Annotated in this window: 16 protein-coding genes; 6 read left to right on the top strand and 10 right to left on the bottom strand. The window is 41.3% G+C overall.

Annotated elements, in window-relative coordinates:
• Positions 1 to 14: 14 nt before the first annotated feature.
• Positions 15 to 923: a rhodanese-related sulfurtransferase gene (locus tag RRG12_RS00945; protein WP_069073000.1), complete on the top strand. Its 909-nt coding sequence runs from the start codon at positions 15 to 17 to the stop codon at positions 921 to 923.
• A gap of 163 nt (positions 924 to 1,086) precedes the next feature.
• On the opposite strand, the gene RRG12_RS00940 is transcribed toward RRG12_RS00945, so the two are convergent.
• From RRG12_RS00940 to RRG12_RS00930, 3 genes are all read right to left on the bottom strand, one after another.
• The gene (locus tag RRG12_RS00940) at positions 1,087 to 2,604 is read right to left on the bottom strand and encodes an ATP-binding protein (RefSeq protein WP_420758019.1); all 1,518 of its coding nucleotides are present in this window, start codon (positions 2,602 to 2,604) and stop codon (positions 1,087 to 1,089) included.
• Between the two features lie 7 nt (positions 2,605 to 2,611).
• Positions 2,612 to 5,413, bottom strand: coding sequence for a PAS domain S-box protein (locus tag RRG12_RS00935; RefSeq protein ID WP_069072998.1), 2,802 nt, complete (start codon positions 5,411 to 5,413; stop codon positions 2,612 to 2,614).
• A 685-nt stretch (positions 5,414 to 6,098) separates the two neighbouring features.
• Positions 6,099 to 7,631 (bottom strand): SagB/ThcOx family dehydrogenase, encoded by a 1,533-nt coding sequence (locus RRG12_RS00930; RefSeq protein ID WP_420758018.1) that lies wholly within the window; start codon positions 7,629 to 7,631, stop codon positions 6,099 to 6,101.
• Between the two features lie 289 nt (positions 7,632 to 7,920).
• Between RRG12_RS00930 and RRG12_RS00925 the strand changes: the two genes are divergently transcribed.
• Complete coding sequence (locus RRG12_RS00925; protein ID WP_420758045.1) at positions 7,921 to 8,757, top strand: alpha/beta fold hydrolase; 837 nt, start codon at positions 7,921 to 7,923, stop codon at positions 8,755 to 8,757.
• Positions 8,758 to 8,786: 29 nt separating this feature from the next.
• Here the strand turns inward: RRG12_RS00925 and RRG12_RS00920 are convergent, their stop codons facing one another.
• Positions 8,787 to 8,999: a hypothetical protein gene (locus RRG12_RS00920; protein WP_420758046.1), complete on the bottom strand. Its 213-nt coding sequence runs from the start codon at positions 8,997 to 8,999 to the stop codon at positions 8,787 to 8,789.
• Here RRG12_RS00920 and RRG12_RS00915 point away from each other — a divergent pair.
• On the top strand, positions 8,913 to 10,634 hold the full coding sequence (locus tag RRG12_RS00915) for a protein kinase domain-containing protein (protein WP_420758017.1): 1,722 nt from the start codon (positions 8,913 to 8,915) through the stop codon (positions 10,632 to 10,634). The two genes, RRG12_RS00920 and RRG12_RS00915, sit on opposite strands and share 87 nt — an antisense overlap.
• An 83-nt stretch (positions 10,635 to 10,717) precedes the next feature.
• A complete protein-coding gene (locus tag RRG12_RS00910; protein ID WP_420758016.1) occupies positions 10,718 to 11,599 on the top strand; it encodes an Rpn family recombination-promoting nuclease/putative transposase in 882 nt (293 codons plus the stop codon).
• Positions 11,600 to 11,757: 158 nt separating this feature from the next.
• Here RRG12_RS00910 and RRG12_RS00905 read toward each other — a convergent pair whose 3' ends face one another.
• The 5 genes from RRG12_RS00905 to RRG12_RS00885 form a co-directional block, all read right to left on the bottom strand.
• The gene (locus RRG12_RS00905) at positions 11,758 to 12,546 is read right to left on the bottom strand and encodes an ABC transporter permease (RefSeq protein ID WP_069072994.1); all 789 of its coding nucleotides are present in this window, start codon (positions 12,544 to 12,546) and stop codon (positions 11,758 to 11,760) included.
• A gap of 77 nt (positions 12,547 to 12,623) precedes the next feature.
• Positions 12,624 to 13,607: an ABC transporter ATP-binding protein gene (locus RRG12_RS00900; protein WP_420758015.1), complete on the bottom strand. Its 984-nt coding sequence runs from the start codon at positions 13,605 to 13,607 to the stop codon at positions 12,624 to 12,626.
• Positions 13,608 to 13,854: 247 nt separating this feature from the next.
• The gene (locus tag RRG12_RS00895; RefSeq protein ID WP_420758014.1) at positions 13,855 to 15,501 is read right to left on the bottom strand and encodes an ABC1 kinase family protein; all 1,647 of its coding nucleotides are present in this window, start codon (positions 15,499 to 15,501) and stop codon (positions 13,855 to 13,857) included.
• Between the two features lie 31 nt (positions 15,502 to 15,532).
• Positions 15,533 to 15,829, bottom strand: a complete 297-nt coding sequence (yidD, locus tag RRG12_RS00890) for a membrane protein insertion efficiency factor YidD (RefSeq protein ID WP_084227296.1) — start codon at positions 15,827 to 15,829, stop codon at positions 15,533 to 15,535.
• A 78-nt stretch (positions 15,830 to 15,907) separates the two neighbouring features.
• Positions 15,908 to 16,972 carry a mannose-1-phosphate guanylyltransferase gene (locus RRG12_RS00885; RefSeq protein WP_420758013.1) on the bottom strand — a complete coding sequence of 355 codons (1,065 nt, stop codon included), beginning with the start codon at positions 16,970 to 16,972 and terminating at the stop codon, positions 15,908 to 15,910.
• Positions 16,973 to 17,087: 115 nt separating this feature from the next.
• On the opposite strand from RRG12_RS00885, the gene RRG12_RS00880 reads away from it, so the two are divergent.
• Both RRG12_RS00880 and RRG12_RS00875 read left to right on the top strand, forming a co-directional pair.
• The gene (locus RRG12_RS00880; RefSeq protein WP_420758012.1) at positions 17,088 to 18,608 is read left to right on the top strand and encodes an LCP family protein; all 1,521 of its coding nucleotides are present in this window, start codon (positions 17,088 to 17,090) and stop codon (positions 18,606 to 18,608) included.
• Positions 18,609 to 18,693: 85 nt separating this feature from the next.
• Positions 18,694 to 19,200 carry a pentapeptide repeat-containing protein gene (locus RRG12_RS00875; protein WP_420758011.1) on the top strand — a complete coding sequence of 169 codons (507 nt, stop codon included), beginning with the start codon at positions 18,694 to 18,696 and terminating at the stop codon, positions 19,198 to 19,200.
• Positions 19,201 to 19,281: 81 nt separating this feature from the next.
• Here RRG12_RS00875 and RRG12_RS00870 read toward each other — a convergent pair whose 3' ends face one another.
• Positions 19,282 to 22,299: a GAF domain-containing sensor histidine kinase gene (locus RRG12_RS00870; RefSeq protein ID WP_420758010.1), complete on the bottom strand. Its 3,018-nt coding sequence runs from the start codon at positions 22,297 to 22,299 to the stop codon at positions 19,282 to 19,284.
• Positions 22,300 to 22,383 lie beyond the last annotated feature (84 nt).

Below are 22,383 nucleotides of genomic sequence, written 5' to 3'. Positions count from 1 at the left end.
CCATTATCAAAGGGATGAAGCCAGAAAATATCCAAGTTGTTGCAGCACTGTATAAATTTGTCAAGCTGCTAGATTTTGCCGAGAAACGAGATCCTTTGCTGTCTTACTGCCAAGCCCAAGGTGTCAAGGGGACTATTTTGCTGGCACAAGAGGGCATTAACGGTACAATTGCAGGTTCGCGTCAGTCCATTGACTCAGTTCTCCGGTTTTTGCGTTCTGACCCTCGTTTAGCAGACCTAGAATCTAAAGAGTCCTATACCGAAACTCCGCCCTTTGAGCGGATGAAGGTGCGGTTGAAGCCAGAAATTGTCACTTTAGGGTTGCCGGAAATTGACCCAAATGAGCAAGTTGGTACTTATGTCAGTCCCCAGGAATGGAATGATCTAATTTCTGATCCAGAAGTAACCGTGATTGATACCCGCAATGATTATGAGGTAAATATCGGTACTTTCCAAGGCGCAGAAAATCCCCAAACTGGCTCATTCCGAGAATTCCCCGATTATGTGCGTCACCATCTCGACCCAACTAAACACAAAAAGGTTGCTTTGTTTTGTACAGGCGGCATTCGCTGTGAAAAAGCCTCATCTTTTATGCTTGCCCAAGGTTTTGCAGAAGTCTATCATCTCAAAGGCGGCATTCTCAAGTATTTGGAGGAAGTTCCAGCACAAGAAAGTTTATGGCAAGGCGAATGTTTTGTCTTTGACGAGCGGATAACTGTTAGTCATGGATTAGAAGAAGGGAGTTGTGAGCGGTGCTTCTGTTGTGGGCGTCCGATTTCTGAGGAAGATAAGGTGTCTCCAAAGTATGAGCAAGGTATCTCTTGTCCCTATTGTTTTGATAGCCTCACCGAAGAGAAAAGAGCGCGTCAAGAAGAAAAATGGCGTCACTACCAAAGGGAACAGGGAATAGGGAATAGGGAATAGGGAATAGGGAATAGGGAATAGGGAACAGGGAACAGGGAATAGGGAATAGGGAATAGGGAATAATTAAGAGTTTTATCTCTGGGAGTAAGATAAATATGTAACTAAGCACGGGCTGTTTTAGGTGTGGTCTAATTCCTCTTTTCTATTACTTTCCGTTCCTTCTTTAAATAGCTTCAGTCAAGGATAATTCGGAATTTAAGGGCAAAATTACTGTAAATTTAGTACCGACTCCAACTTGACTTGTGACACTGATTTTACCCCTATGAGCATCAACGCACCTTTTAACGATTACTAACCCCAATCCAGTACCCTGAATTGATTGGACATTTGAGGCTCGGTAGAATGATTCAAAAAGTCGAGTTTGGTCTGCTTCGGGAATACCCATACCTTGATCTTGAATATAAAAAATTGCTACTTTCTCAATCGGGTCGCATATTAAATCAAACTGAATGTTGCCTCCTCTGGGAGAATATTTAACCGCGTTTGAAAGTAGATTTACTAACATATAATGTAGGAGTCCTTGATCCATTACAGCAGATGTGTTTTCACTATGACAGGTAAAAACAATTTCACACACGCTAGTTTCAACAATAGAAAAATCTTCGACTAACTCTCGACAGAATTGCTGTAAGTTAAGTGGAGTAGGGTTATATATGAGTTTTTCTGCTTCCGCTCGACCCATAAATAGCACTTCTTCCATAAGTTTTTCTAAAGATTGCACAGCACCTTGAATTCGCTTTAAATAAACGCCTTTTTTTGCATCTGTTAAATTTGCTCCTTGCATTTCGATGAGTTCTACTGCCGTTTGAATAACAGTTAGCGGATTACGAAACTCATGAGATACGGTAGAGATAAATAGTGATTTGAGACGGTTAAGTTCTTGCTCCTTCTCTAATGCTTGCTCTAGCAATTTTGTTTGGCGTCGTTCGCTAAGATCCCAGAAAACAACTACTACACCATTTATCTGGTCAGATCCTCGTTTTAGTGGTGAAGCACTATCGCCAATTGGAATTCTTTTTCCGTTTTTTGTAATCAGAGATGTGAATTCCCCTAAATAAACAACTTGTTGCTCCCGTAGCACTTTTGTCACAGGGTTTTCTAATGTAGTCTCTGTAACTTCATCGACAATATGAAAAATTTTCGTCGCCTCATTTCCTAAAGCATCTTCTTGCTGCCAGCCAGTCAGCGCCTCAGCTGCGGGATTCATGAATGTCACTGCTCCCTGCTCATTGGTCGCGATGACAGCATCACTCATCGAATTTAAAAGGGTTGCTAACTGATCTCGATTCTCTCGCAGGTCACGTTCTAACTGGTGTTTTAAAAGACCGATCTCGATCGCTATTCTTAAATCTTTTGTAGTAAATGGTTTAACAATGTATCCGAAAGGTTGGGTAAGTTTGGCTCTTTCTAAAGTATGATCATCACCATAAGCAGTTAAAAAAATTACAGGAACGTCTAACTGCTCACGGATCTGACTAGCGGTAGCAATACCGTCCATCTCACCTTTAAGAATAATATCCATTAATACTAGTTCTGGCTGAGTTTCCGATGCTTTGGCAATGGCAACTTTTCCAGATGAAGCTGTACCCGTAACAATGTATCCTAATTGAGTGAGTTGGCTAGCAATAGTTCTAGCCACAATCACTTCATCTTCAACGACTAAAATCCTAGCTTGACCCATTTGATATTTATTGATGCAAAGTTAACTGCGTGAATTGAATTTTGAATCCTGTTCCATGATTTCGTTCTAGAGTAATGTCGCCTTCGAGTTGTTCTATAACCAAGTCATATACTAACGACAGACCCAAAGAATCAGTATTTTTCCAATCTAAATTATCTGGTAAACCAATCCCATTGTCTCGGATGGTCATCTCGATGCTATTACCGATATTGCGTAGAGCAATGCTGATTGTGCCTGCTTGTTGGTTGGGAAAAGCGTGCTTGAGGGCATTGGAAATTAATTCATTAATAACCAATCCACAGGCAATAGCTTGGTCAACATTCAAACTCACTGAATCTATATCAGTTTCTAAACCGATTCTACCAGGCCATATTTGATAGGAAATTAGTAAGCTTGCTGCTAAATTATGGATGTAGTCAGCAACATCAATTTGCCCAATATTAGCGGAAGTATACAAATTTTTATGAATTAGAGATATTGATTCAATTCGGTTCTGACTTTCTCGAAGAACTTTGATTACTTCCGGATCTTTGAGTGTTTGAGACTGAAGTTGTAATAAGCTGGAGACAATTTGCAAATTATTTTTAACTCGATGATGAACTTCCTTTAAGAGAACTTCTTTTTCAGCCAAGGCATTTTTTAATTTCACTTGAGCTTTTTGTCTTTGAACAAGTTCAGTTTGAGCTTGCTCAAAGATGCTGGATTGTTGAATTGCGATCGCTAATTGGACTGTAAGTTGATCGAGCAAATCTAATTGATTTTCTTCCCAATCGCGGAAACCAGAGCATTGGTGAGCAACCAATAAACCCCAAAGGTGAGAGCCGGGGCTTTGAGAGCCTACTTCTAGCAATATGGGTACAACTAAATTTGCTTTGACTTCAAACTGTTCTAACAGGCGAACATGACAATCAGTGAGTCCAGCTTCGTAAATATTAGCGATCGCTCGTTTGCGTCCCTGATAATACTCCACTCCTGCACCTGTTTGAAAACACGTATCATGAATCTCTACACCCAAAGAAACTGTCCATCCAGGTTCCACCGATTCAGCCACAATTGTGCCGATCATCTCTGAGTCAAACTGATAAACTACTACTCGATCAACCCCAAGTAAATCTCGCACTTCTTTAACTGTTGCATTCAAAATATCTTGGAGATTCAAAGATTGACGAATCCGTTGAGCAACGGTTCGCATCAATTGCTCCCGCTCGGCTTGAGCTTTTAAAGCAAGTTCAGTTTGCTTACGTTCTGTGATATCTTGTCCAATACCAATAATTTGACCATTTGAAAGTTTAATATTAGTCCAAGAAGTATCCAATAAACGACCATCGCGCACCTGAGTTCTAAAGTCACTCCAATTGCGTTGTGCAGACTGAACAAAACTTATTACATACTGTCGATATTCAGAATTAGGATATAACGCTTCCAAGACATCATGAGTTTGGCAATCTTGAAGTTTCCAACCGAGAATATTTTCCCATTCTTGGTTCACCCACTGAAGTTTACCATTGGGAGCAATGAGGGCAATCATTAACGGTATATTCTCAAAAATTCTCCGTAAAAACTCATTTTGCTCTTGGAGTTTTGTCTCAGCATTTTTTCGGTCATTAATATCATTAAATACTGTTAAAATCGCTGACTCATTGTTAAAATTTAAATATTGTAGTGAAGCGATCGCCCAAAAATAAGTTCCATCTGCTCTTTTTAATTGAAGTTCATAATTATGAATAAAACCATGTTGATTAAGAAGTTTTAATAGCACTTCTAAATCTGCCAGATTATGATATAAATCTAATAAGTTTTTGTGATTGACCAAATACTCTGTAGAGAACCTAAATGTTTGAAGCAACTCTGGGTTAGCGTATAAAATCAAACCATCAGATGCACGAGAAATAATTAATGGAACAGGAATAGCTTCAGAAACAACTTGAAATCTAGCTTCACTTTCCTGAAGAGTTTTTTCTATTTGTTTATGTTGTGTAATGTCTCGGATATTAGCCAAACGAGCTTGGTGACAAGCATAGTCTATTAAATGTGTGACAATTTCAACATCAATAATCTGTCCATCTTTTTGCCGATGTCGCCATTGTCCAGTAAAGTGTAAGTGAGAGTAATTTTGTTCTAAATATTCCAAGAAGATAGGCATATCTTCTGGAGGGCAAATGTCAGTTATTCGCATTTGCAAGAACTCTTTTTGTGAGTAGCCGTAGTGGACAACAGCAGCTTCATTTACATCTAAAAATTGTAGATTACTCTGGTTATATATCCACATTGGATTGGGATTTTTAGAAAAAAGAAGATTAAAACTCCTTTGACTATCATCAATAAGTTTTTTCCGATGTAATTCTAAATACCTGATTACTTGTCGAGCTAACTGTTGTAAGGCTACTTGCTCTTTAACACTCAAGTTTCGCGGTGCAAAATCAATTACACAAAGACTACCTAATGCAAAGCCACTTGAGGTAATGAGGGGAATTCCCGCATAGAAGCGAAAATAATTATTTGATGTTACCAGGGGATTTGTAGCAAACCGTTCATCTTGCAAAGCATCCGGGATGATTAATATTTGACTTTGCAAGATAGTATAGCTACCAAAAGAAACGCTGCGAGGAACTTCTGATATAGTTACTCCAATTTTTGACTTGAACCATTCTCGTTTTTCATCAACTAGACTAATCAGGGCGATTGGTGTTTCACAAAAGTTAGCAGCTAGTTGAGCTAGTTCATCAAAAACTTCTTCTGGTGGCGTATCTAAAATTTGATATTCATTAAGTATTTGTAGACGTTGGCTTTCATTTTCAGGAAATAGCATTAGTGGTTATGTGAAAAAAATTTTATTAAATATCAGATTTAAGCAAAATAATTAAAATCTACGGAATGAAAATTGTGTTTTTCTTAACGTTTTTAATGCCAGATTACATTAGCTAAAGCCTATGCTGAAGTTAATCAATGTTTTTACTCTATAAGATTGTTAAGATATTTATTTTTTGTAGGAATAATTTCCTCCATTTGAATGGGTATTTGGGGTTGCTTAAGGGTGGTTTTCAAAAAATAATATGCACCATCAGTATTTTTATCAAACTATAGGCAGTTTTTGCAACCTCATCAATAAATAAATTTAGCAAGGAAGTTCACTTGGTAATACTAAGAAGTTATAAAATAAGTAATAACACGGAAATATACGGAGATTGATAATTCCACTCCCAACTCCTGAGCTAAATTTACGATAGTTTACTACAGCAAAGCTTCAAGAAGTATTTTCCGAAATTAAACCACATCGAACCCAAAAAAAAGTTGACAATTTACGTCAACACTGAAGTAATGATTGTACCACCGTACAATCATTCTATGAGGTAAGATTTTTTACAGAATATATTTACTGGCAAAAGTGTAGGTTAGGAAATGAACCGCATACTTCTACGGCAAGATACGCGTAGCTTCTCGCAGATAAGAATCTTTGTGGACTTGGTGTTATTTGCGGTGGTCTGCACTATATTTTATCTTGGGCGTCCTAATGTAGTGATATATAAAACTGCTTCATCACTAGGGATACCCAAAACTTCATTTACTTGGTCATCAAAAAATCCACCGATACCACTGACACCTACATTCAGATGCATTGCGGCTAAATTCAAGCGCTGTCCTAAATGACCGGCATCCATGTGTAAGTAACGGTAAACGCGATCGCCATATTGTGCGATCGCAGCTTTCAAATCCGCTGTATGAAATAACACCGCTGCGGCATCCCGCCCTAATTCTTGCCCTAAACAGAGAAAATGTAACTCTCGCCGAAAGTTTTTAAACCGAATTTGGCGTAATTCTTGGGCTTTGGGTGCGTAATAGTAACAACCCGCCTCCAATCCTTTAACTCCGCAAACAGCAATAAATGTTTCTATTAAATTCAGATCAAAGTAGTCTGGAGAAATATCTAAACTTTGGTCGATGTAATTTTGTGGTTGGTAAGTGAAATCGAGTAAACTTTTCAACTCATCGAAGCTTAAATCATCACCATTATAAGCGCGGGTAGAGCGTCGCTTGTACATAGTGATTTCCAGTTCTGACAACTTTTTTCCCCAGTTTATAGGTGCGGTGGTGGTGGGAATTTTCAAACAAAAAGGAAAGTTGTATTTATCCTCCAAAGATTTTTCTTGTTTGATAACTGGTAGATTGAGATTGCCAGTTATACCTGATTGGATTTGGGTGTGTCGATGGAAATATGTCAGCAGTTCGCCATCGGGGATTTGGGGATAACTAGTTTCGGTGGCGGAAGGTAAAGCAGTACATCCCAATGGCAAATTTTGATTAACATCTAACAAGTCTGCCAGAGGTAAGACAGCGATCGCACCTTCTTGTTGCGGATCAACATAAAGCAGATCGTTAACTGATTCATCCACAAAGCCGCCGATTAAATGGGGACGATAATCAGTAATCGCAGCAGCTAACTCGATATTACCCAACAAGTGTCCCGTATCTAGGAAAATCCGACGATAAGCCCGATCTTCATAGCGCCACGCAGAACGATAGAATACCGCAGTGACAATAATTGCCAGTTGGGTATTTTCTAAAGAAGGATGCCAGAAACAAGCTGCTTGGAGAGTTTGCCAAACATCACTTTCCCAATAGTGCATGAGAGAATGAGTCCGACACTGGTAGTTATATAGACCAGGCGGCAATAACGACGTCCCACGGGAAACCACATACACTTCGGCAGGGTATAATCCGCCTGCACTGGGAGCAGCGCGTAAATACACAGCACTACCCATAGAAGGCATTTTCGCCGTCAATCCATAGCTGCGAAACAACAGCCTTGAGAGTCTTTGCCACCATTGAGCATCTGGATTATTAGCATAAGCCTCTGCTTTTTCTTGGATATAGGGTTTGAGATCAAAAGTAGAGCCGATTTTGTACTCTTTAAAGGGCACTGGCTGTTTAGTCCAGTCTAACCGCTGATTTTTGGAGGCGAGAGTCTCAGGATTGTATTTAGTCCGTTCGTGATAATGCTGGGCAATTGATTGGTGTAATTCTGGCATAGTACTTTCAATATCCTTGGGGCATCCTTTATTTTTGATCTTGGCATTCATTAGCCTCATTGTTTCGTGTCAATTGGTACAATCCTCAGAGTCATAAAGTGGTAATTGGTAACAATTGATTGGGGAGTGGGGAATGGGGCATTGGGCATTGGGCATTGGGCATGGGGCATTTGGGTATTAGTTATTTTTGTCTCCCTTGTCTCCCTTGTCTCCCAGTCCCCAATCCCCAATCCCCAGCCCTTCGCAGTACCATATAAACGCAAAACTATCTACAGCTGGATGTGTAATGATGCCTGTGCGTCAAACTTTATCAAAGCCTGATATCCAACTTTCTTATTTGGAGTGGAACCAAGGTAAAGAACCTTTACTGTTATTACATGGTTTAGGCGACCATGCTCTGGTGTGGTCTAGTTTAGGAGATTATTTGGCGGCAGACTACCACATAGTTGCACCAGATATGCGCGGACATGGCCAAAGTAGCAAGCCAGAGATAGATTATAGCTTTGAGAGTGCGATCGCAGACCTTGAAGCACTCATGGATCATCTTGGATGGACTTTTGCCCATATTGTCAGTCACTCGTGGACAGGCAAATTAGCCGCCATCTGGGCAAGAGAAAACCCAAAGCGGTTGCGGAGTATAATTCTGGTCGATCCGATTTTCATCTGGAAGATGCCCAGTCTTCTCAGGGTAACTTTTCCAACGTTGTATCGCTTCTTGCCTTTTCTCAAAAGCATGGGCCCCTTTGCCAGCTACGAAGCAGCTGAACAACAAGCACAACAGTTAAAGCAATATCAAGGATGGAGTTCCTTACAGCAGCAAGTCTTCCAAGCAGGAATAGAACAAAAACCCGATGGTAGTTGGGGCAGCAAATTTACCATAGCCGCCCGCGACGGGATTTTTGAGGCAGTAATGCAAGTGCCAGGTTTTACAATTCCCCTTGACACTCCTGCCCTATTCATCCAGCCAAAACAAGGACTGAACCGCCAAAATTGGCAAATCCAACCCTACAAAACCCACCTTAAAAACTTACGCATCTGTCAAGTTCCCGGCAATCATTGGCCATTTTTGACACAACCAGAAGCATTTAACCAAACAGTGGCAGCTTTCTTGGCAGAACACAGATAGAAAATCTCATGATTATTTAGACGGGATTATCATACGGCAACAGAAGAATTAATAGGAGCAATGTCTAGGGAGATTGGGCATGGGGCATTGATTATTCCCCCATCTCCCTCATCTCCCCCATCTCCCCCATCTCCCTCATTCCCCATTACCCACTCATGAGCCTTTGTATCAATCCCGTTTGCCCTCAACCAAATCACCCGAATAATCATCAAAACCGCTTTTGTCAAAGTTGTGGTTCCCATCTAGAATTGCTAGGGCGTTATCGAGTGGCGTGCCTGTTGAGTGAAAAAACAGGGTTTAGTAAAGTTTATGAGGCATACGAACAAGATACCCCCAAAATCCTCAAGATACTCAAAGAGGATCTATCAAGCGACGCCAAAGCAGTAGAACTATTTCAGCAAGAAGTAACCGTGTTGGGACAACTCAAGCATCCCGGCATTCCTAAAGAAGATAGTTACTTCCAGTATCAAACCCGAAATGGTTTAGTGTTGCATTGCATAGCAATGGAAAAAATCGATGGCTACAACTTAGAACAGTGGCTAAAGCAGCAGAATTGCCCCATATCCCAAGAACAAGCCATAGATTGGTTAAGACAATTGCTAGAAATTTTGGATGTAGTGCATGGTAAACAGTATCTACATCGAGATATTAAGCCATCTAACATCATGATTAGATTTCCCCTTGATAAGGGTTGCAGGAATCTAGTACTGATTGATTTTGGCACGGCCAGTGAAATTACTAAAACCTACCAAGACCAACTAAGCAACAGCGACAAAATGACAGCACTTATGTCATCTGGCTACAGCGCCCCAGAACAAATGAATGGTCAAGCAGTACCGCAATCAGATTTCTTTGCTTTGGGACGCACATTTGTATTTTTGCTGACGGGATACCATCCTTTGGATATGTATGATGTCCAGCACAATTTATTGCACTGGCAAAATCATGCAATTCATATTTCACCCTTACTGTTGAATTTAATTGATTGGCTAACAGCATTGGATATAGAAAAACGTCCTGCCAATACCCAGGAAATTTTGCATTCCCTAGAAGAAATTGAAACTCAACTAACGGAGCCGACTCCTATAGATATTAATATACTAAATCTTTCTCAAATTGAAAATTTACCTCAGTCTGTTAATGACAACTTATTACCTGTAAATAAACAACCCGAAAAAGTGCCCATATTGACTTTTTTTGCACTGCTGCTAGTGGCGTTAGGATTGCTTAGTATACTGGCTTTAGCAACACGAAAATCAGATTTTTCTGGAATGTCAAATTACAGACAATATCCAGAAAAAAAAGGTAATATTGATTATTTTGATTATAAAGAAGGTAGAGATAGTCAGGGAAGGATAGCCGAATTTAATATAGCTATTTTATCACTAGAATATAAATGGCTTGCAGGTAGTAATTTTCAAGTTAAATATAATGATGAAATTATTAGTGTTGACCTTTTAAATCTGAATTTACAACAAGAAACTATAGAGAAGGTAATGGAAGATTCCAATGAAATCATCTCCGTGGGCACAGCTTCTTGTAAGGGTGATACAGCAGTTCAAGAACGTGTGGCTTTAGAACGTTCCAAACAAATACAAGTTTTAGCTAAAAAACTATTTATTAATATACCAAGCATTAAAAGTTATCGCTTATTGAATTTGGGTCAATTTCAGCGAAGTGATTGTCAGAAAAATCAGAATTTAACTACATATCAGAGAAGTGTAATAATCATTGGTGTTAAAAGAGAATCAGCAGGTGTGATTCTGGATGAGGCGCTACGCAATAGGTTAGAAAAAAAGCCTTTTGCTGATTTTAAATTAGAAGATTATTCTTTGGGGTCGGCACAGAAATTTAAGACGATACCGGGTACTTTATAAAATCTCTAGCAAAGTAGATCAGTACATCGGCGTAGCCCTGCCACTTGAGCCATAAACTACAACTATGGTCATCTACATCTCCTATGGCTAAAACAGCAGATATTAGCACTAAGCGATTAATCAGCCTCGCACCCGAAAATTGGGTAAAATGGGTAACACAGATTCCCGATATTGCATCTGGAGAAATTATCAACTCCGAATTCCAGTGGATTAGCCGTGAGAGTGATGTATTAGTCCGCGCCACCAGTCCCCAATATGGCGAATTTATAGTACTTAACGAGTTACAATTACGTTACAAGCCTGAAATGCCCAAACGGATGCGGGCTTATGCAGCACTGGCAGAAGAAAAGTACAATTTGCCCACATATCCAGTACTGGTTAACATCCTCAAAGAAAGTGATGTTGAAATCCCCACCAGCTATGAATCGCAATTTGCAGGTTTACATGCGCGTCAAGACTACCGCGTTATAAACCTTTGGGAAGTCGATGTGGACATCGCTTTTACTCAAGCTGTTCCCTCCTTGCTTCCCTTTGTCCCAATTCTCAAGGGAGGTGCAGAAGAATCGACTGTGCAACGGGCATTGCAAATTCTCCGCGCCGATGAGCAATTGAGCCAGTTAGAAACCGTTATGGCTTTTTTTGCTACCTTCGTATTAGACAGCGCTATAGTTCAGCAAATCATGAGGTGGGATATGGCAGTGTTACGCGAATCTCCCTGGTATCAGCAAATTTTGAGAGAAGGGGAAGAACGTGGGGAAAAACGTGGGGAAGAACGAGGACGGCGAGAAGGACGGCAAGAAGAGATACTGTCAGGTATTGAACTCGCTTTGGAGATAAAATTTGGCGTTGAGGGATTGCAACTGATGCCAGAAATCTCTCAAATTTTAGATTTAGATAGATTAAAAGCAATTCAGCAGGGAATTAAGAGCGTGAATACTCTAGATGAATTACGGCAATTAATTTGAAGAAGAATTCAGGAGTCAGAATTCAGGAGCGGAGCCGAAGACGCTCCGCCTCCGGTCAGAATAATGAGTGGAGGATTCCCACCCACCACTACGTTATCCGCCAGTCGTACAGAATTTATTCTGACTCCTGACTTCTGAATTCTGTTTGGATAAATTGTTCATGCTCCCATCCCAGAATACCGCTTCAAACCCGCACGCCAAAGCAAGCGATTCACACCCAAAAATACTAATATCCAACCCACCATTGACCAAAATCCCTGCCCTAAATTCACGGGTAGCCCTACCAAAAGACTTGCGGGAAAATCAATCAAATAGGGAAAAGGCGTAAACATAACTATTTTCCGTACAGGTTCAGGAAAGACTTCTAAAGGTGCTATCAGACCAGATAAAAATAAATAAAATAAAAACCAGAAATTTTCTAAAGCGCTAGCTCGTTCTGTCCAAAAGGCAAACATAGCAAAAGTGTACTGAATCAAAAACCGCAAAGTAAAAGCTAGCCCCGCAGCCAATGTAAAGAGTAAAAACCTATCCAAACTTGGTATCCAAAAAGCTTGGGGATAGAGAATGAAAAATAATCCCACTAATAAAAAAGTAAACATTAGGCGGGCAAATCTTTCAGAAATATGCGCCGCAATATGATGCCATACTGGGTCGAGTGGTTGTAGCAACTTGGGCGAAAGCGTGCCTTCCACGACTTCTTTTTCAAAGTCCCAAATTACCCAAGCAACTGTAAGTTGTCTGACAACGAAAACCGTGATAAAGTAACGAGCAAAATCCACAGGTGATAGCCCAAACTGTCCTCCTTGTGAGGCTTGTATCCAGACACCCATAAGGATAATCGGCAAAGATCCAGCTAAAACCCATAAGATTAGTTCTGCCCGATACTCAACCATATAGGCATAGTATACTGACAGCAAAGTTAAGGCTTTTCTGATTATCCGCTTCATTTATTCACTTCCCGCTACAAAAATTACCCACCGACTCAGAATTCCCCACTCTTGTAGAGACGCGATTAATCGCGTTTCTACTCCACAACACCTGCCTGAAAAACTCTTCCAATTACTTCTTCCACAGGCGGTTCGGTGACAGTTAAATCAATTACCTCCAAATCCGCTAAAATCTGAGATACGGTGCGGGTGAGCGCCTCTCGTGATACCATAAAACGCACTGCTCGCCCTTCTAAGAGTTTCACATCACCATAGGTCATAAGTTTTTCTATTGGTAGAGGTTGGGCTAACTCTATATACACTTCTCGGTAAGGAGCAAAACGTTCTAGCAGTCCGTCTAAGCTACCGTCATACATCAGTCTTCCCTGGTGAATCAACAGCACCCGTTGACACAAAGCTGTGATGTCAGCCATGTAATGACTGGTTAATAGCACTGTAGCTTGATAACGCTGATTGTATTCGCGTAAGAACTCGCGCACCGCAGCTTGAGCATTTACATCTAATCCCAGCGTTGGTTCATCTAAGAACAATACATGGGGATGATGCAAAAGTGCTGCCAACAATTCCGCCTTCATTCGCTCACCCAAAGATAGCTTCCGCACTGGTTGGGTAAGTTTACCTTCTAGGGAAAGCATCTCTGTTAATTCTCCTACCCGTCGCTGGAACTCTCTATCAGAGATGTTGTATACAGCGGCATTAATTTTCAAAGAATCAAGTGCTGGTAAATCCCAAATTAACTGCTGCTTTTGCCCCATTACCAAGGTAATTTTTTGCAAAAATGCTTCTTTACGCTGAAATGGAACTTGTCCAGCTACTCTGACTGTACCGCTAGAGGGGTGAATCAGCCCCGTAAGCATTTTGAGTGTGGTGGTTTTACCAGCACCATTTGGGCCTAAAAACCCCACTATTTCACCAGGGGCAATTTCAAAGGAAACATCCTGAACTGCTTGAATTGAGCGGTAGGTGCGACGGAAAAAGTGGGTGATTGTACCTTTAATACCCGGACTTTTAACTGCTACTGGATAAGATTTACTCAGATTTTCAGCGATGATAATTGACATACTTTTTATATTAGAACCACAGATGTACACACAGAGAAGCCTGAGTGGCGGCTTCCGCGACTCAGAACTTCGATGGTAAGGACTGGGGACTGGGAAAACATTCTAAAATTGGGGAGGGGTTAAAGCCCCGAACATCATTTTTCGTTTGATAACCCAATCCCCAATCCCTAATCCCCAGTCCCCAGTCCCTTTTACTTTTAGATTTTAGATTTTTCCTTCAATTCAAAGTCCAAAATTTAAAATGGTTTTACCGTAAACGTCCCGATCGCAATGTACTGATAATTAACCACAAACCCAATAAACTGGCGACTGCAAACAGGATGGTGCTTAAAAAAGATAGCTGAGTTGTCTGCGCTCTGGTAGAAATTATTGCCGCACCCATAATCAGCGAACCCACTAATATACTAAAAGATAGTCGGTTGGCGGCATCATCCATAGTGCGCCGCACACCATCTAACCCCCGCAGCGATAGATTCCACTGTAAGGTTTCTGAGGTAACTCGGTCTAATAACAGTTCTATTTGACGGGGAGATTGGAGAGAGAGACTTTTAATATCTAAGGCTGTTCTTAGGAGCGATCGCACTGGATTATCCCCTATTAACTGGCGTCGAAACAAGTCTGTAATTAATGGTTTGACTTCATCAAAAAAATTCAGATCCGGGTTGAATGTCCGCGCTACACCCTCTAAATTCGCTATGGTTTTGGCATACAAACCCATATTGCTAGGCAACCTAATTTTATTGTTGCGGGCAACTTGTAAAACTTCATAAATGATCTTACTGAAGTTTATTTGCGTGAGGCTGACGTTGTGATATTTTCGCAACATGCGATCGTAATCATTTTCTAACCGCGACAAAATTACTGGTTGGGCGGAATCTGATAGCTGCAAAGTTAATTGAGCGCACCTTTGAGCATCTAAATCAACGATCGCTAACAACATCTCTGTTAATATCTGCTGTGTACGGGGATCAAGTCTTCCCACCATGCCACAGTCTAACAGCGCAACACGACCATCTTTGAGATAAAACAAATTCCCTGGATGGGGATCAGCGTGAAAAAAGCCATCAATATATAGTTGCTGAAAAAATACCCGAAATAACAAAGTGGTTATTTCTTTACGCTCTACAGCCGGATCTTTACCATTATTGTTGTTATTCAAATCCGCCGAGAGGAACGGCACTCCATCCAGCCATTCCATCACCAGTAATTTTTCTGTGGTCAATTCCCAGTTAATTTCCGCAACCACTATTTGCGTGGGATCAAACCAACGGCTTTTAGATAAGTTGCGCCGCAGTTGGTCTGTAAAACCCGCTTCCCGTGTAAAGTCTAACTCGGCTTCTAGCGCTTTGGTAAATTCTTCAGCGATGGACTTGATTTCATAGGTTTGCCCAAACTCAGTCCGCGCCACTAAATCAGCAATACCTTGAATTAAAGCAATATCTTGGGCAATAGTAATATCAATTCCCGGACGTTGCACTTTCAGAGCGACTTCTCGACCGTCTGCTAATGTCGCGCGATGTGTCTGGGCAATTGATCCCGCCGCTACTGGGATCGGGTTAACTGTACTGAAGGTTTCTGCTAGCGAACGTTTTAATTCTTTACGGAGGATTATTTCGATCTCTGGCCAGGGAACTGGCGGTACTTCGTCTTGTAGGGTTGATAGTTCCTCAATGTAGGCTGCACTTAGTAAATCTGGACGGGTAGAAAGTAGCTGGCCAAGTTTGACGTAAACTGGACCCAAGTCTACCAGAATATTTTTTAAAACCGCAGGTGTCGGTAGCTGTGGTTCATCAGCTTTGCCACCAGTAAGCAACCTTCGCATATAGTCCCAGCCATTGCGAAGGAATACTTCCAGGATTTCTCGTTGACGGGGAACAGTTTGGGTGAGGAACATTTTTGTAAAGAACTGCAAAGATGCAGAGGAGTTAAAGAGGTAAACAGCAGGGGATGACAATACAACGGAAGTCGGCTCTAGCTTTGGTACTTGTTAAAGTTTTGCTAGCTGCGGCACAGTCTTTGAATCTTTTTATGGATGATTGTACGGCTTCGTGGAGCTTCTGTTCACTCAGCATCCGTTTGACGTAATTAGAGCAGGAATCCCCACCATGTAATAGGCGATGGGAACAACTAAATCCTTTGGACGGAGAAATATATTTTTGATAGGCAGTAATAGAATCAATGGCCATTGTTTTGGCAAGAGGCTCAAAGCTAATAATGTCCATAACTGTCAGATAAAATAACAGACAGTCAAGTTATAATAGGAAAATAGACTTTTTCGCCTCTGCCAAGGGTTTTAATTTTTACAGCAGGTCGGTAAATCGGGAATCGCTTTGAAGAATTTTGAGGATCTGCTTAATTTCCTGGGTACGGTCTTTTTTAACAACGAGAGTGACATTGCGATCGCGCACAATCACCACATCCTCTAAACCAATAGTAACAACTACATCTTCTGGATTTGAGGCATAAATAATCGCCCCCTGCGTATCTAGCCCTACATGAGTAGCGAGTTCCACATTGGGATTCTCTTCTGTCTTCAGTAAGCGTTCGATCGCATTCCAATCTCCTAAATCATCCCAACCAAAATCAACTGGCAAAACGTATGCTAGAGTTGTCTTTTCCATTAGCGCATAGTCTATACTCTTCTTAGGCAACTGGGGATAGATATCAGGGCCATGTTGTTCTAAAGGTTCGATAATTTCTGGAGCATGGGTATGTAGTTCCTTGAGAACAACCCCCGCCCGAAAAACGAACATTCCACTATTCCAGCTAAAACGTCCCGTAGATAAAAAAGTCTCTGCCGTTTCTCGGTCGGGCTTTTCAGTAAAGCGGTTCACGTGATAAGCTGGCAACTCATTAAAGCTACCTATTTTTTCACCTTGTTCAATGTAGCCGTAACCGGTTGATGGAAAAGTAGGCTTGATCCCCAGTGTAACGATCGCTGCTGTGCTTGTTGCCAATTGCGTAGCTGCATTTAATGTGTGTGCAAACGCTTTTTCGTCAGCAATCCAGTGGTCAGCAGGGAAAAAGCCAATCACAGCGTCTTCACCATAGCGCTGTTTAATTTCTAAACTTGTCCAAGCAACGGCTGCGGCAGTGTCTCGGCCTTCGGACTCGATCAATAAGTTTTCAACTGGTAAATCAGGTAATTGTTGTCTAACCCCTTCAGCTATCTGACTCGAAGTTACGACCCACAAGGAATCCCAACTGCCCGCGAGTTCTAACAAGCGATCGGCGGTTGCTTGTAATAAACTTCTAGAGCTACCATCTAGACTTAAAAATTGCTTGGGTCTGTCTTTGCGACTCAGGGGCCAAAAACGTTCACCTTTACCACCAGCAAGGATTACGGGGAACAATAAAGTATTCATGTTGTCATACACGCCTACCGAAGAACATTACAAGTTTACAGTGAGCTTTTCCACTGGCAATATTTGTAGCTTGGATTAACATACTTTTAGGGAGTGGTTGAGTGGGGAGATAATTGTGATAAAACAAGTCGAATGGTCGGAAAATCCGGTTACATCTCAGCAAGTAGTAGAGTTTGAAAGTGAAGTGCGATCGCAGCCACTTCAACGAACGGAAAATCAAGTAACACCTGCACCAGTAGCAGATTTAGAGGAGGAGGATGTCGAACTAAACCCGCTAGCGAATCCCAACCGTAGCGTCGCCGAATCTGTGGGTGCAATTCCCAATCAGCTTTACGAGAGACTGGGCTTAACCATGCCTCGATGGCTGTTGTGGATTATGACGGTTGTCATCGGCATTACCTTATCTGGACTGCTGGTATCAACGTTAGCGCTGTGGACTCCTTTGTGGAGCAACCTAGATCGAACAGATGAAGATTTAGGAACTGCTGGTAAAGACGAGGTAAAAATCCCACTCCCAGGCGAGTTATGGAGCAAACTCTCCCAATACCAGCTTTCACGACCGATGAATATTTTAATTATGGGGATTGAACCAGTCAGCGGTACCGTTGATGGTTCACCAGAAAGCTTTGCTGGAAAAAGCGACTCCATGCTGCTGGTACGTCTTAACCCTAGTGAAAAATCTGTACGGGTGCTTTCCATTCCCAGAGATACGATGATTGCTATCCCCGAAAAGGGAGAAAAGGGATTAACTAAGGTATCTGATGCCAATGCCCAAGGCGGCCCAGTCTTGGCAGCACGGGTAGTTAGCCGTACCTTAAACAACGCCCCAATCCATCGCTACATCCGTATTTCTACCAGTGGCTTAAGACAGTTAGTCGATCAGTTAGGCGGAGTAGAAGTCTTTGTTCCCCAATCAATGGAATATAAAGATTCCAGCAGTCGGCTGTCGATTAATTTAGTTAGTGGTTGGCAAACCCTCAACGGCGAACAAGCAGAACAGTTTGCCCGATTCCGCGAACCAGGTTTGGGAGATTTGCCAAGAGTGCAGCGCCAGCAAGCACTAACAGCAGCATTGCTACAACGTCTCAATAGTCCTACTATCTTACCCAGGTTGCCTCAATTAACTCGCTTGATGCGAAAATACTTTGATACCAACCTGAAAATGGAAGAGATGATGGCGTTGGTGAACTTCGGCCTCAACCTAGATCGGGATAACTTCCAAATGACCGTGTTGCCTGGTACTTTTAGCCGTTTTAGCAAAGACCCTGATAGCTATTGGCTAAATATGACTGGACAACAGAGCCTGTTGAATGATTATGTTGGGGTAAATGTACCTGGTCTGAAGCCAGATATGCGTCAGGTTCCTAACCTCAAAATTGCTATTCAAAATGCTTCCAATCAACCTCAGCTAACTGAAAAAGTTATTGCTTATCTGAAACAGAAAGGCTTTACTAATATTTACAAAGTGCCTGATTGGCCAGATACCCAACGTCAAACTCAGATTGTTGTCCAAAAAGGCAACCGGAGAGTTGGAGTTGATTTGCAAAAAGTCTTAGGCTTGGGTCAAATAGAAGTGTCAGCGATCGGTGATTTAGAATCTGATCTCACAATTCGGATTGGTAAAGATTGGAAATAGCCAAGAGTCATTAGTCATTAGTCATTAGTCATTGGTTAAATGACAAAGGACTAATGACCAAGGACTACTGACAAATAATAAAGTTATGAAAAAGATTTTACTGCGTTTTTTTGGTTTGATAGCGATTTTGATACTAGCCTTTTTGTGGATAATACTTAATTCCAAACCGGCGTTTGCTCAAATCAACACAATTAATTACAACAATATAAATTTAGAAAATCGTGACTTCTCTCATACTGATTTGGCAGGTGTGACTTTTGTAGCAGCAGAAATGCGGGGGACAAATTTTCAAGGAGCAAATTTAACCAACGCAATTCTTACTAAAGGAGTTTTGTTAAAGGCAAATTTGGAAGATGCGAACTTGAGCGGCGCTTTAGTAGATCGCGTCACTATGGATGGTGCTAACCTGAAAAATGCCATCTTTACAGAAGCCACTTTGACCCGCAGCCGCTTTTTTGATGCTGATGTCACTGGTGCTGATTTTACCGACGCTTTAATTGACCGTTATCAAGTGTCGCTGCTGTGTGAAAGAGCCGATGGCGTCAATCCAGTTACGGGTGTGTCAACGCGAGATAGTTTGGGTTGTAGGTAAAGAATCTCGACGTTGAGCATAAATGCTTATCCTCGTTTCCTTAATTAAAATTGACTGAGAGTTATCAAAAATCAGTCGCCTTTAATTACCATTTGGAATTTCAATCAAAAACTCTGTTCCTTCTCCTGGTTTAGAAGAACATTTAATCTGACCATGATGTTTTTCAACTATTATCTGATAGCTAATAGACAATCCTAACCCTGTACCTTTACCTGGTGCTTTGGTGGTGAAGAAGGGATCAAACATGTGCGATCGCACCTCTTCTGGAATCCCAAGACCATTATCAGCTATTCTAATTACAATCTGGTTATGAACAGCTTGCGTACTAATCCAGATAGTTAAAGGTATTTTTGGACACGTTTGCAATAATTTCAAATACCTTTGCTGTATAGTGTTAAATTTTTCCTCTAATGCATCAATACTGTTACTCAAAAGATTCATAAATACTTGATTTAATTGCGCGGGATAGCATTCCAGCAAAGGGAAATCATCGTATTGTTTAACAATCTCAATAGCTGGGCGTTCAATATTATTTTTGAGGCGATGCCCTAAGATTAACAAAGTACTATCCAAGCCTTCATGAATATCTACTGGCTTTAATTCAGCCTCATCTGTACGAGAAAAGTTACGCAGCGATAGCACAATCTCACAAATCCGCTCTGTTCCTACTTGCATTGATTCAAGGGTTTTGGGTAAATCTTCGATGAGAAAATCTAAATCAGTCTTGTCAATTTGCTCTTGGACAGTTGGCGACAATGAGGAATTTTGTTGGTAAAGTTTCACTACCTTTAGCAGTTCTTGAGTATATTCATTTAAATGAATAAGATTGCCAAAAATAAAACTGATAGGATTGTTGATTTCATGGGCAACTCCAGCCAGTAGTTGTCCTAATCCTGCCATTTTTTCACCCTGAATTAATCTAGTCTGAGTTTGTTTTAATTCTTGCAAAGTTTGAGTAAGCTCTAAGGTTTGACGTTTAGTTTGTTCTAATAATTCCGCTTGCTGAATCGCTATTCCCAATTGCACCCCGACTTGAGCCAGTAAATTAATTTCTTCCTCTTTCCAATAACGCGGTTGCGAATTTTGATAAGCAACTAATAATCCCCATAATTTCTCACCTTCCCGAATCGGAACAAAGGTTTCGTTACGCGGAAGTTCGTTATCGTCGTCTGTATCCTCAAAAGTTTCTATAATCATTGGTTGGGTTTGTACAACAGGTTTCCAACCATCTTTAAAAGAATCTGCCACAAATTTACCACTCCAATCAGGGTTGAAGCGGTAAATTGCAACTCGCTCGACTTCGAGCAACTCTCGCACAGCTTGAGTAGTGGTTCTAAAAATAGTTTTAATATCGAGTGACTGGCGAATTTTATCAATAGTTGCAGCCAGCAATTCTTGTCGTTCCATTGCTTTCTCACGTTCAGTGGCTTCTGCTAACTGGACAACCTGCATTTGTACTTGCTTTAAATAAGAATCCTGTTTTAATGCGACTCCCAATTGCTCGGCTATTTGACTGGCAAATTCAATTTCAGAGGGTTGCCAGTAACGAGGAGCGGTGCATTGGTGAATACACAGCAATCCCCAAAGTTCGCCTTTTTTCAATAGAGGTGCGACCATATTTGCCCGCACTTGAAATTTTGCTAGGATTTGAACGTAGCAACCTGGAAACTTTCCTTGATAAATGTCAGCGATCGCATTTACTCGACCTTGAGCATAAAGAGGTGCAAAGTTTTCACCGAAGCAATAATCATAAACTTTTTCTGCTATTACCGAGTTACATTCAGGTACAACATCCTCAGAAATAAATTCTCCTTCCCAATCTTTTTGAGGGTCAAAACGAAAGACTGCTACTCGGTCTGCTTGCAGCATTCGCCGGGACTCAGTGACAGTAGTCTGGAAGATTGTCTCTAAATCTAGGGACTCCCGAATTCGAGTAATCACGCTAGTTAATGTCTTTTGTTGCTCTGCTTGATACTGAGCGTATGCCAGCAACTTATGGTGTCGCACTGCCACACCAATTTGTGTGCCGATTTTGGTCAGTGATTCGACTTCATAAGATTGCCACTGTCTGGGTGAGGCATTTTGGTAGGCAGCGATGATTCCCCAAAGTTGATCTCCTTGGAGAATAGGGGCAGTTGCAAAGGCTTTTGCTTGGAATTGCTCCAACAGCGTTATATGGCAGTCTGTTAATCCGGCTTGATAAATGTCATTAACTGTAAATGTCTGGTTGTTAACATAACGTCCGCCTTGCGTCTGTTGTAAATAAGTATCAGCGATCGCAGGCTCAATGCCAACTAAGGGAATCCAGTCTTCCGCAAATGATTCCGCAACAAAGTGACCACTCCAATCTGGATTGAAGCAAAAGATGGCAACTCGATCAGCTTGCAGCAATTTGCGGATTTCTTCAGTTGTGGTTTTAAAGATAGTTTCAATATCAAGAGGTGAGCGAATTTTATCAACAATCTGAGCAATTACTTGGTCGCGTTGAACCGCTTGAGCTAATTTTGCTGCTTGCAATTGGACTTCATGGAGATGCTTTGCTTGTTGAATTGCAACGGCAAGATGGTCAGCGATTTGACGAATAAATTCAATTTCCGATTCTTTCCAGTCACGAGTCTCACTGCACTGATGAATGCAAAGCAATCCCCACAGTTCCTTCTGGCGCGATAGAGGGACAACGAGGTTGGCCTGTACCTGAAATTTACTCAAAATTGCCACATGACAATCACTCAGTCCCGCCTTGTAAATATCTGCTACTGCTTGGACTCGACCTTGTTGATAACTGGCAGCAAATTGTTCTCCAAAGCAGTGGTCATAAACTTTTACTGCCATTGCTGAGTCCCAGCCAACTGCAACATCCTCAGAAACAAATTCTCCTTCCCAGTTTTGTTCACGGTCGAACTGGAAGACTCCTACTCGATCAGCATTTAGCAACTGACGCACTTGTGTAACGGTCGTTTGAAAAATTGTTTCTAAGTCAAGAGACTCCCGAATTCGGACAATTACACTTGCCAAAGCCTTTTGTTGCTCTAGTTGCTCTTGAAGTTGAGCGCTTGACAAGAGAAGTTGATTTTCCGTGAAATTTGAATTGGGTTCCATTGCTCTGGGTTATGTCGTTTTTATACAAGGGTTCCTCACACCAAACTTCATAGGGTTAAAGGATGTCAAAAATATGACAAGCTG

Source organism: Nostoc sp. CALU 546, assembly GCF_048836525.1.
Note: the sequence above shows the minus strand (reverse complement) of the source record. Positions and strands in the feature narration are given on the sequence as shown.